Here is a 12,230-nt window from a genome sequence, read left to right on the forward strand (position 1 = left end):
TTATTGAAGTTCTCTTTTCTAAATATATTTATGAAGTAAGCTGATCGCTTGTCATTCCGTATCTCCTTTCCTTATTCTGATAATCCAAAATACATTGGAAAAATGTATCTTTTGTAAAATCCGGCCAAAGCACATCTAGGAATTGTAATTCAGCATAAGCTATTTGCCAAAGTAAAAAGTTACTGATTCTTACTTCTCCACTAGTCCTTATCATCAAATCTACCGGCGGGAAATCCTTCGTGTAAAGGTGATCTTCCAAACATTTCTCGTCGATATCATCCACGGCAATTTTGCCTTCCTTCACCTCTTGACTTATTTCTTTTACAGCTTTCAAGATTTCCTTCTGTGAACCATAACTCAAGGCTAAAATCAAGTTTCCGCCTTTGTTGTTTTTTGTAAGTTCTACAACGTTCAACAATTGATCTTTCACAAGATCCGGCAAAGTGCTGATGTCACCAATCACGTGCATTCTCAATCCTTTAGAGAATATCTCTTCCGCTTCCAGCAATAATGTTTCCGACAAGAGATTCATCAGTGTATCTACTTCTTCTTTTGGCCTGTTCCAGTTCTCTGAGGAAAAAGTGTAAAGTGTAAGATATGGGATATGGACTTCATTACATGCATTGATCACATTCCGAACAGCTGTTATAGCATTCTTGTGCCCAAAAGTTCTTTCTTCCCCTCTGGATTTTGCCCATCTTCCGTTGCCATCCATAATGACAGCCACATGTTGAGGAAGTTTATCTTTGTTTATAAGTGTTTTTAAGTCCTGCATAATCGTTATTTGCAATAGCAAGGTGGTCTTCCAAAAGAATAAGACAAAATAAGTGTTGCGGAATTAATCCAATCTTTTGAATTTGGATTACCGATATTTCTTTGTTGGATAAAACTTTGAACAACTGCTGCGGTCTGAGCATCATTCAAGGTGGTTTTTTTTACGGTAACATCACCTTCTTCCACCAAACTGTAATCTACCTGATCTGAGAATGTAGGACGGAACGTGAACTCTCCGGATAAAGCCCAGTTATAATTAAATTTATATTTAAGTCCTACCCCGAAAGGAACGCCCATCGTAAAAGCTTTTTCCTGTTTGTAACTCACTGCCACGTCTGTAGCGGAATTAATGGTCAGTTCTGGTTTTGAAGTTTCCAGATATAAACCAGATAATCCTCCAAATATATAAGGGCTTAGCATACTTACCTGCTCATCATTCACAGGCAGAAAGTTATACTCGAAAAGCAAATCAGCGGAGAACACGGAGTTGGTTCCGTGCAGCTGTCGCATTCTTCTGTAATTTTCTTTGGCATATCTATCGTCAAACTGGATGTTGCTAAAACCAAGGTTAAGCCGCACCGTTTGGTAAGGATTAAAATTCATTCGATACATCAATCCGCCATAGAAAGGCAAACCATTTTCGGAAACATTTCCAAGTGGTTTCTGCAGAACATAATTTGTTCTTCCAATGTCTCCTACAAAATTACTCATACCCAATTGCACCCCAATCTCATGTCTTTGCGCCTTGGCAAAGCTGAGAAAACAAAATAGTGCGATAAAGGTATAAGTTAGTTCTTTCTTCATTTTCAATTTACTGAAACGTCTATTATTCAAAAATTTGGTGCAAATATAAAACATTTTTAGTTTAAGGAACTTCTTAATGTTAAGTTAAATAAGGGTGAAAAAATATAAATTATTGTTATAAAAACGCACATATCTTCAAAATAGTCTATAAAAAAAATAAAAGCCTTGTAAAGGCTCTTATTTTTTATTGAAAAACATTTTCAGTTTGTTTCTAATTTTGATAATCATCGGTTCTTTATAGTTTTTATCTTCGTCGAAATAGCCGTAGCCATAACCGTAGCCGTAACCATATCCATAACCGTAACCATATCCGTAACCTTGCTTGACACTAAAATCATTGTAAACAAGTCCAAGATTGGTGACTTCTTTATTAAAATACTTCTCGCTGATCATTCTCAACATATGTTTCTCCGTGTACTCGTGACGAACAACATAAATTGTGGTATCCGCTTTTTTGATAAGCTCAAAAGAGTCAGCAACCAATCCAACCGGCGGAGAATCTATAATGACATATTCATAGATTTCTTTTAGTCTTTCTATGAATTTCATATTATTATCACTCATCAAAAGCTCTGATGGATTAGGAGGAATAGGACCGGAAGTGATGACGTCCAGACCAGGAATACTTGTGTGATTTACAATATCTTCTAACTCTACTTGTCCTGTAAGATAATTGGAAATTCCGTTTTTGTTGTTGATATTAAAATCTCCAAATATCTTTGGTTTCCGGAGATCCATCCCCAGCAAGACCGCTTTTTTTCCACTAAGTCCTAAAACAGATGCTATATTAATCGAAACGTAGGTTTTACCTTCGCCACTGATGGAAGATGTAACAAGGATAACCTTGCTGTTCTGCTCCTCATCAAACAAAAATCTAAGATTGGCTCTAACTGCTCTGAAAGCTTCTGAAATAGAAGATTTTGGTTCTTCTAAAACTGTAAGATTATTGTCATAATTATTATGCCCAATTACGCCCAATAAAGGAATTTTGGTTGCTGAAAGCAGTTCTTTAAGATTTCGAATTTTATTATCCAACAGCTCTCCCAAAAGCAAAAACAAAAGAGGGAAAAGAAGCAAGCCACCAATAATCTGCATTTGAGTGGTCTTAACATCCGGGGCTATTGGTCCTTGTCCAAGATTTTTTGCATTATCAATGACGGTCAGATTACTTTGGTTTGTTGCAACTCTCATCTGAGATTTTGCCTGCTCCGTCAGCAAAGTATTGTACGTATTTTCAATAATGTTATAACCTCTTTGGGCATCTAAGAAGATACGCTGTTTTTCCGGTAATGTCACCAGCTCCTGGTCGATTTTGCCAATATCTCCGTTTAGAGCTGCAAGTTTATCATAGTAACCTTGGAAATATTTCTTCAATCCGCTTTGTGAGGTGTATTTCGCCTCGTTTATCAATCGGTTTATTTCTCGCATTGGTTCTGAGTTAGGCGTATAAATTTGCGCCATTTCTCTTCTTTTTGCGTAGAGTGATTTAAGTTCCGAAACCGAAGCATTGAAGCTGCCATCCTCTATTCCCGCGATATTTAAGCTGATGATTTTCTCAATACTATTCGTACCTACAGAGGCTTTTATGTCATTTAGCGAGTTAATTTTTGTAACCAACTCCGCTTTTTGTTCCTCCAGTTCTGTAAGTTTTTCAAGCGTTTTGGAATCGATATTTTCCATATCGAAAAGACGGTTATTGATTTTTAAATTATTAAGTACCGTTCCGCTGGAATCTAGCTTTTTTCTAATTTTTGTAAGATTGTCATTAAGATATTCTACTGTATTTTGATCTACAGTGTTCTGATCAAGCAATCTTTTTTTAATCAATTCCTGTACAGAGTTGTTTAGGAAATTAACTGTTCCATTCAGATTGTAGCCCGTTTTGCTAATAATCATAATAGAAGATAGTTCCTTATCAAATTCTACGAACAAACTGCCAATAATACTATTGACTGCCTGATTGACTGGAATAAGAGTCACCATAATGTTTTCCAATCCTAAGTTAGGCGGATTTGGATTTGGGACTAATTTGAACCTGAAATTAGGAGACTCATACCATTCGTTGATTTTGATAATTTTGTTTTTTGGTCTTGCATAAGAACCAATCGTTTCAATATTCTCTGTATTATAATTATAGAGATTTTTTGAAGAACCTTCTTCTGGTAAAACGATTTCATAATTATCTTTCCCTTTTGGGATGATATTAATAGGAAAATTGACTTGCTGCAAATGATCTTTATCAATCTCAAGAAAAACAGGACTGTCTTCTTGATCCAAATAAGTTGTTTTGATAAGACCTTTTGTAGTGTAACTGGTATTGAGACCCAGCTTTTTCACCAGATATTCATTGTGGCTTCTGGACAACAATATTTTCTTCAGATATACTCCATCCTGGTTTCCACCTTGTCCCCAAATGAAATTAATTGATTGATTTGGTGTGAAATAGCTTGCTGTATTATTTGATATACTTAATGAAAGACTAGAAGAATAAACTCTTTGTGCGTAATATTTACTATAAACATAAGAGATGCAATATCCCAGAAAGCCTAAAATCACAAACCAATACCAATTCCTTAGAACTCTCTGCACAAAATGAAGCGGATCAAACAAATTGAATGAACCCATCTTTTCAGCAACTTGAGCTGAGTCTTGTGTGTTTTTTCCGTTTTTGTCAGGAATCATATTATAACGTCTTAAGAATTAAATAAATAGACATTACTGTAGTAATCACCGAAACTCCTGTAGTCAAAGTCTGAAGCGGCTCTTTTCCAAATCCGTTGATACTTTTCTTATTTGTATTCAGATAGATGATATCCCCGTTTTGCAACCAATAGTAAGGCGAATTCATAGCATCTTCTCTTGTAAGATCCAATTTCGCTGTTTTGATACCTTCCGGATATTTTCTGTGAATGGTAATACTTTTTCTGTCAACAGTACGGTTCAAACCTCCGTTCATTGCAAGAGCCTGCATAATATTAAGTTGAGTGACATACGCCGTTTTCTCACCAGTAACCTGCGTGGACTCCATATCTCCTAATATGTAATATCGGATACCATCCAGATTCAGTCTCACTTCGGCTTTTCCTTGTAGAAAATTTTCATTGACGCGGGTCTGTATTTCCTTCGTCATATCTTCAACTGTACGTCCTTCTGCTTTTACGTAGCCAATTCCGAAAATATTAACATCACCGTTGGAATCTACTTTCAATCCATTAAAATAGAAAGTCGCATTACCACCGTTACCGCCGCCTCCGCCAGATTGACCTCCACCACTTGTAGCACCAGCTTGCGAGGCTGCACCTCCTGATGATGAAGCATTAAGAGCTGAATAAAACTGGGCTGCATCTCCTTTTGGCGTGGTGACTACGTTCAAAGTTAGAATATCGCCTTTTGTAATTCTATACTCTGGAACATTATATGGAACCAAGCCTTCTTCATTAATTGTAAGACTCTCACTTGGTTGCAGATAACGGATGTCTTTTTGAGAAATGCAGGAAGACATCCCAAATAAAATAAGCAGTAAAAATATGTTAAGTAAATAACCTTTTTTCATTAATGTTTTTTTTGCAAAAATATAACAATTTTAATCTTTTTTGAATCTCAATAAAAATATTGGTAAATAAGCACCTATAAAACCCAAAATCAAGATAATAACCAACAGCTGATTGACATTATAATGTCTAAAAAAATAAGTTACTGTTATGATTAATAAAAAGTATGCGATAATATAAGCGGTAGACCTTTTATGAGTCAGTCCAAGATTAAGTAATTTGTGGTGAATGTGATTTTTGTCCGGAGACATAATTGATTTCTTGTGATACAATCTTGTAATGATCACTGTAATCGTATCAATAATTGGCAAAATCAAAATAGCGACTGCAATCACAGGAGCCGACTGTAAATGATAAAAAACTTCATCCCTTTTTGCGATGAAGATATCAATAAACGAAATCCCTGTAAATACGAGCAAAAATCCTAATATCATAGAACCTGTATCTCCCATGAAAATCTTCGTACTTCTTTTATTCGATAGATTATAAATCAAAAACCCGAGTGAAGCAGCGATGAGAATTGCACAGAGGATAACCAATGGATCATTATGATTTCCCAACCTGAAAAAACTGATTCCAAACAGTGCACTCGTGACAACTGTGTAGCTGCCTGCCAAACCATCAATTCCATCAATCAGATTAAAGGCATTAATCAAAATAATAAAAGTGAAAATACTAAATAGAACACTGATATAGTAATTGATTTCATAAACGCCGAATACGCCAAAGAGACTTCTGATCCTGACATCCGACCCTATAACCATAAGAGCTGAAACCAGAATCTGAGCCAACAATTTCTTGTAAGCCCGCAAAACCATAATGTCATCCATTACACCAACAAAAAATAATATAATGAAGGATGCAAAAAGGAATTTGTAACGGTCAAAAAGTTCGTAAGCAAAGATGGGTGCACAAACACCAAGTGAGAAAAACACGGCTATTCCGCCTAAATTTGGGATTTTCCTGAGGTGAGAACTTCTTGCACCAGGCTCATCCATCAGGTTTTTTCTTCTGGAAATTTTTATGATAGTTGGAATCGCGAGGTACGTAATCAGAAAAGAAAAAGCAAACCCCAAAACCATCTTGAAATAGAAAAAAGAGATCCCGTAACTTTCTAGAAAAACTTGGAAATTATTCATTGATGTTTGATGTTTCTGGATGTCAATTTCTACTCATTAATCTCCGGATAAGTCCCTTAAACCCGAAGAAGTACAAGAGATAATATAATTTTTTTTTCAGTGGCAAAGATAATAGATAATTCTTACCAAAGCGATTAAATTGCAATATATCTTTAATTTTTAGCCCTTTAATTCTAATGAAATCGTCCAAAAAATGAGACATTTTATAAAAATCTTCATCTTTTTTCACGAATGCCAAATAGGCCAAAAATGTGTAAACACCTTCCAGAATATGGAAGTTTTTCAATGCAATTGTATGTTTTGAAAACCGACTTTTTTGAAATGACTGATCTACTGTTTCAACTGCCTTCAAAATATCAAGCCCTTTCATTGTATGACTTTTGCTGATGGAATCTTGCCTTTCCAAATATTGATAATGAAAGTTCGAGGTAAAAGCTAAAACATTGCACTCGAGCAAAAGTTGTGGGATCAACTCAATATCCTCAAAATGAATTCCTTTTTTGAATCGTTTTCCATTAAACAAATCTCTATGGAAAATCTTATTGCAGGCAAAATAGGAAATATCTGAAAAAACAGAAAGATGATTTTCAAGAACAATTTTCTCGGGAAAACCTGGCAGTTGGGTCAACTTTTGAGTGACGTTTCCGACCTCATCGACTTTTTGAAGATTACAGATCGCCATTTCCGCTTGATGTTTTTCAGCAAGATTGTACATCTCTTCGAACATCGTTTCCGAAACGTAATCGTCGCTGTCTACAAAACCGAGATATTTTCCTTTCGCTCTATCAATCCCGAAATTTCGTGCATCGCTAAGACCGCCATTTTCTTTGATGAAACCGAAAACCTGATTCGGATATTTTTGTTGAAAGTCTTCAATAATTTGTTGAGAATTATCCTGACTTCCGTCATTGATGACCAAAATCTCAATTTCCTTCAAAGTTTGACCGACCAAGGACAACAGACATTTTTCCAGATATAATTCGACATTATAAACGGGAACGATGATTGAAACTTTGATAGGAAATTGAGGATTCATATTTTTAATTTCTTGTAAACCTCGGACTTAGAAAACCTCTTTTCGCCTCGTCAAAATCCGAACGCGAGCACGGAATGCAATTGTCAATATTCTCATCCTCCCCAAAATACCAAAGATTGCTGAAAACATCGCGCTTGAAAGCATATTGCTCATCCTTGATCAAAACAAAAAATGTTTCAAAAGACTTCTCTTTCGGATGCGACCTTTGAATATTGATTCCCTCGATCAAATACCAAAGCATCTGCGCCAAAAGCTGATGATTGAGCTGAGAATCAGAGTAAATATTATAATTGAAAATCCCTACTGACTTCAGTTTTTCACCAAGCCCGATTTCCTTCATATACGCGCAAACTTCCCTCTTATTAAGGCCATTCACTTGTGGATTGATGGAAAAAGCCTCGTTGAAACTTTCGACAGCATCACAGTTGATGGTCACCAGATCTGCTTTTCGGAAATAAGGCTCGGTTTTCTCGGTGGAATTCATCATCTCTGCCAATCGGATAATGTCAAATTGAACTTCTTTAATCAATTTCACAGAATCAGATTCATTCAGATGTTTCTGGTAACCAAGGTGATGATAATTTTTTATCGAGAAGTTTTTGGAACCCAAAATCTTGCTTAGGAAATTTGACTCGTGAATATCTTCATCCTGTTTCAGAGAGACCACATTGCTGATCTGCGTATAATTGATGTCTTTCTGATGAAAACTGAGCGCCGAAAAAAGCGAAAAAGCAAAGTCGTTGCTTCCGCCAATCACAATCGGAATCGCGTGTTTGAAGTGACAAGCCGACAAAACCTCCTGCAAAATATAATGCGAATCCTGAGGCGTTTTCCCGGAAACCAAATCGCCCAGATCCACAATCGGAATATCAAAATCGAGTTGAGAAAGCTTATAAAACTCTCTTCGGATCTGCGTAAATTCCTGACTGTCGGCATCGCCGTTTGCACCGCGGTAATCGGACAAAAACAACAAAACAATGCTGTCTTCCTTGATCTCGTTGGTGATCTTGTCTCCGATCTGCCAATTCTCGGTTCGGACTTTTCTTGGTGGAATAATAAAATCTTCGAAGTTCATTGATTCTATTTTATAATATTAATGATGACATCTTTTGGCGTCTGTTTGGAAAACTCAACCAACTGATTTCTTACTTTATCTGTATTTTCTTTTTTGATGGAATAAAATGAAACCGTAGTTCCTCCAGCCATATAATTGTTCTGGATCGTCAGTGTACCGACCTTCGAAAAATAATCTGGCATTTTCACCCATTCATCAAAAACCAAAGCGACCTCAAAATCATGCAACTTCGCAGTATTGTAAATGTATGCCTGAAGTTTTTTGTTATCGGTAAATTTTCCGTGATCTTCCTTTCGAAGCTTCGCCACTTCTATGCTTCCGAGTCCGTAGGTATCAAGCAAATGAATATTGTTGAAATAAGTAATAGCGCCAATGTCATTCGCTACCACTTTGGAATTTCCGTAATATTTGTGTAGAAAATCCGCCAATTGAATTTGCTGATCGAAAATATTTTTGGACGCATTTGGCTGATGTTTCAGCATAGGAACAAATCGCATTGAGAATGTTATTAGCAGCAATATCATCATCGCAAGTTTCAACACTTGATTCCCGACTTTCTTTTGAAAAATATCATCTGCAAGAGGCGCAATTGCAAAAAGAATCACAACGACCAAATACGCTTCATAACGAATCAGCCAACCGAAATTTGCGAACAACAAATGAATTGTAAATCCACAAAAGACAACAATTGGAATCGCATTATTTTTAATTTTATCAATGAAAATACTTTGACCTTTTGATTTGATGAAAATCTGTACTAATAAAATTAATATTAATATTAAAACCGAAATTCCACGATAGCCATTTCCGGCAACTCTGGTCAGAAAACCGATAATTCCATCATTGGTATTTCCTTTTAGAATCAATGAGTTTGGGAGAAAAAAAGAACCGTGGTCCAAAGAAATCCAACCGTAAATCAAAACCGGCGTCATCGCAAACAATCCCAATGCGATGCTTTGAAAATATTCTTTCTTGATAAAGAAAAGATAGACGCACATAAAAAAGATGAAAAATAAACTTTCGTAACGGAAACCTGTTGCTAAAATCGCCAGCAAAGCCAGATTAGAGAAATTTCTCGGCGCTTCATCTTCCAAATATTTTTTGAATGCGAGCAACGCTAAAACCATTGTCAAGGTGTGGAAAACGTGCTCCATTCCTGTCATTATCATCAAATGCAATGGCATTAATAAAACGATTGAAGCCAAAAAAACCGCGTAGGTCAATTTTGAAAACTGCTTCAGATAATTATGAGAAATCCAAATCAAAAATAGTCCAGCAATCGTATTTGCAACCAACGGAATATATTCCCAATTGCCAAAAATCTTAATCAAAATCGCTAACAGAAATGTGAAGAGCGGAGAAGAAGTTGTGGAAGAAAACTCATATTGCGTAATTCCCCAAACACTGAACTCTGCAAAGTTCTTAGCCATAGACAAATGAATGTAAGCATCGTCCAGCGGATAAATGTATCGCCCTGCAAAACCAGTCACCGCCTGGATATTGTAAAAAATCAATAAGGCGAGAATTAGAATTATTGTTATAAGTATGGTCTGTTTTTTCATCATTAATTCATTAGTAACTCCAAAGGTAGTTTTGATATCGATCTGGCGTAAATCTTCCTGCTGCACCCTGATACTGAGCAAATACAAAATAATAAAAGATCATAAATCCCACAAAAAACAGGTGCCACATCCATTTTGTATTTTTGTTATCCATAGAGGCAATAATATTGGGAATTACAAGTGGCGCAAATCCCAGATATGACCCTACGAGCCTGGTAGAAAACACGGGATTACTTCTCATAATAAAGTAGAGGCAAACACCTACGACCAGTATATTCCGCATATATTCATAGTAATAGATCCGCCTGCAGGCCGATTTGTCATAAGTAATCAGCAGCAAACTGAAGACGAGAATCAATCCATCCATAAAGCTGGATCCAGACGACTCGTAACTGATGTAACCATTGTAACCGTTAGAAACATCCTGCACATTCAGCGTATCCAGGAAAGATGAGAATGCATTATAAACCTGAAAAGGCGACAGTATCACACAGATCATAATGGAATAGAAAATCCTACTGGAGTTCATCGGGATCGTGACAAGCCAATACGCCGGCAAGAAGATGATGGTAGATTTGTGAAATCCATACGCCACAAAAAAACATAAAAGGTACCACCAGACTTTCCTTTCCTTGATGAATTTGAAAGAGATCATACACATCGTCATCCCGAGTGCCTGTCTCATATGCCCACTATCTGCAATGAAATAACTTGGAATAAAGAATATCAGGATGGAAAAGATAGGAAACTCTGAGTTCTTGTAAAACACTGCCAACTTCCCACCAATAGTGATAATCGCACAGACCAACGTAAATTCCTTGAAAGGAAAACCAAAAGAATAGATAAACTTGTTGAGCATGGCGTACATCCACTCTACATCTATCCTTGATTCCCTAAAAAGCATTTTATCCACCAGCAAATTGTAATCTACTGTCGGAAAATACTCGCTGTACATGGATAGATACACGGGATAATCCGCACCTACATAATTCCTGTAGCCGACAGTGACAATCATGTAAACAGCCACAGTCCAAAATATAAATTTCGGAGTCCGTGAATCCTCGTCTCTATTGACTTCCACAAAACTGTAGAGAATCAAAAACACGAAGATAATTGTAAAAATCGGGTGTAAAAATACCATTAACTGCCTTTGCTATGTACGTTTTTTTAGAACATCCAAATATAATTCTAATTTTAAGATTTATGTGGATTGAGTTTTAATATTAATCATCAATTCTTCTTTAATTTTTTTACCAAATATAACCTTGCCGGCTCTTCAAAATATCTAAAAGCCAGAGAAGCCATTAGCAAATTAAGCAAAATCAAAAATAACAATTCGAGAGGAATGGAGATATTTTCATTCAGACTTAATTGATCCATATAATTTTGAAGTGGTTTGAAGAGATAAAAAGCGGTCAGCTGAAACATATAAAATGCAAAAGAGATATTCCCCAGATAAACCATCTTTTTTGAATCAAAAATCCAGTCAAAATAAGTCGGAAACGACAAGGAATAAATGATACCCGCAAAAACCAACATACAAAGTGCATCCATCTTATAATCTGTAACGGTGAGAACAAACAAAACAGTCAAACTAAACAGAAAACCAAAGCTCGCCGCAATTTTTGAAAGTGGAAGATCAAACCTCAGCAAACCTATACTGACCCCAAGAAAAAACTCCGGAATAATCCTTTCCAGACCATTGTAAGTATATTCGTTCAGATCAAAATTCTCAATATTGAACCATCTGACAACGAAAAATAAAACCACCACAACAAGAATAATCCGGCCAATTAGTTTATTCATTTTTAGAACGAAAGCCGAAACAACAAATAAGAACACATAAGCAAACCATTCGTCCGACAGACTCCAGGAATGTGTGTTCCAGCTCAGTGCATCATTAAGATTCCAGGCGTGGATCATCAATAGATTTGACACAATATGATCTGTCCTGATAATCAAATCTTTCTGATGGAAAACATATTTCCCAACATACAAAAGAACCCCAACAATCAAAAAAGTCAGGATCTGAAGCGGATAGATTTTTGCAAACCGCTTGAGGAGAAAATTATAATATTTTTTGAAACTAATCTCTTCCAAAAAGAAACTTTTATAATAGGCATACGTGAGAATAAAACCACTCAACACAAAGAAAACATCTACGCCCAGATAACCTTTATCAAAAAAGAAATTATCCAGTCCGCCAATATACACGCTGAAGTGGTAAAGAAAAACCCAAAGTGCCGTGTAGAACCTTAGTCCAGTTAAATTATTTAGCATCGTCAAATT

At 36.2% G+C, this 12,230-nt stretch carries 10 protein-coding genes; all 10 read right to left on the minus strand.

Features of this window, described 5'->3' with window-relative positions:
• Positions 1–28 precede the first annotated feature (28 nt).
• Entirely contained in the window at positions 29–775 is a 747-nt protein-coding gene (locus PQ459_01280; GenBank protein ID WDF47125.1) for an isoprenyl transferase, read from the minus strand.
• Between the two features lie 5 nt (positions 776–780).
• Positions 781–1,578: a DUF6089 family protein gene (locus PQ459_01285; protein ID WDF47126.1), complete on the minus strand. Its 798-nt coding sequence runs from the start codon at positions 1,576–1,578 to the stop codon at positions 781–783.
• A 177-nt stretch (positions 1,579–1,755) separates the two neighbouring features.
• Complete coding sequence (locus tag PQ459_01290) at positions 1,756–4,260, minus strand: polysaccharide biosynthesis tyrosine autokinase (protein WDF47127.1); 2,505 nt, start codon at positions 4,258–4,260, stop codon at positions 1,756–1,758.
• Position 4,261: 1 nt separating this feature from the next.
• Positions 4,262–5,131 (minus strand): polysaccharide biosynthesis/export family protein, encoded by an 870-nt coding sequence (locus PQ459_01295; GenBank protein ID WDF47128.1) that lies wholly within the window; start codon positions 5,129–5,131, stop codon positions 4,262–4,264.
• Positions 5,132–5,161: 30 nt separating this feature from the next.
• Positions 5,162–6,268, minus strand: coding sequence for an MraY family glycosyltransferase (locus PQ459_01300; GenBank protein ID WDF47129.1), 1,107 nt, complete (start codon positions 6,266–6,268; stop codon positions 5,162–5,164).
• A 22-nt stretch (positions 6,269–6,290) separates the two neighbouring features.
• A complete protein-coding gene (locus PQ459_01305; GenBank protein ID WDF47130.1) occupies positions 6,291–7,304 on the minus strand; it encodes a glycosyltransferase in 1,014 nt (337 codons plus the stop codon).
• Positions 7,305–7,308: 4 nt separating this feature from the next.
• The gene (locus tag PQ459_01310) at positions 7,309–8,379 is read right to left on the minus strand and encodes a formimidoylglutamase (GenBank protein ID WDF47131.1); all 1,071 of its coding nucleotides are present in this window, start codon (positions 8,377–8,379) and stop codon (positions 7,309–7,311) included.
• Between the two features lie 5 nt (positions 8,380–8,384).
• Entirely contained in the window at positions 8,385–9,944 is a 1,560-nt protein-coding gene (locus tag PQ459_01315; protein ID WDF47132.1) for a hypothetical protein, read from the minus strand.
• A gap of 7 nt (positions 9,945–9,951) precedes the next feature.
• The gene (locus tag PQ459_01320; protein WDF47133.1) at positions 9,952–11,082 is read right to left on the minus strand and encodes an EpsG family protein; all 1,131 of its coding nucleotides are present in this window, start codon (positions 11,080–11,082) and stop codon (positions 9,952–9,954) included.
• 89 nt (positions 11,083–11,171) lie between these two features.
• On the minus strand, positions 11,172–12,221 hold the full coding sequence (locus PQ459_01325; GenBank protein WDF47134.1) for an acyltransferase: 1,050 nt from the start codon (positions 12,219–12,221) through the stop codon (positions 11,172–11,174).
• Between the last annotated feature and the right edge of the window lie 9 nt (positions 12,222–12,230).

The organism is Chryseobacterium sp. KACC 21268, from assembly GCA_028736075.1.
Lineage (GTDB): Bacteria > Bacteroidota > Bacteroidia > Flavobacteriales > Weeksellaceae > Epilithonimonas.

Coding starts and splice junctions, on each gene's coding strand:
- PQ459_01295 (WDF47128.1), bottom strand. CDS start 5,131: ATGAAAAAAGGTTATTTACTTAACATATTTTTACTGCTTATTTTATTT.
- PQ459_01325 (WDF47134.1), bottom strand. CDS start 12,221: ATGCTAAATAATTTAACTGGACTAAGGTTCTACACGGCACTTTGGGTT.
- PQ459_01300 (WDF47129.1), bottom strand. CDS start 6,268: ATGAATAATTTCCAAGTTTTTCTAGAAAGTTACGGGATCTCTTTTTTC.
- PQ459_01285 (WDF47126.1), bottom strand. CDS start 1,578: ATGAAGAAAGAACTAACTTATACCTTTATCGCACTATTTTGTTTTCTC.
- PQ459_01315 (WDF47132.1), bottom strand. CDS start 9,944: ATGATGAAAAAACAGACCATACTTATAACAATAATTCTAATTCTCGCC.
- PQ459_01320 (WDF47133.1), bottom strand. CDS start 11,082: ATGGTATTTTTACACCCGATTTTTACAATTATCTTCGTGTTTTTGATT.
- PQ459_01310 (WDF47131.1), bottom strand. CDS start 8,379: ATGAACTTCGAAGATTTTATTATTCCACCAAGAAAAGTCCGAACCGAG.
- PQ459_01290 (WDF47127.1), bottom strand. CDS start 4,260: ATGATTCCTGACAAAAACGGAAAAAACACACAAGACTCAGCTCAAGTT.
- PQ459_01305 (WDF47130.1), bottom strand. CDS start 7,304: ATGAATCCTCAATTTCCTATCAAAGTTTCAATCATCGTTCCCGTTTAT.
- PQ459_01280 (WDF47125.1), bottom strand. CDS start 775: ATGCAGGACTTAAAAACACTTATAAACAAAGATAAACTTCCTCAACAT.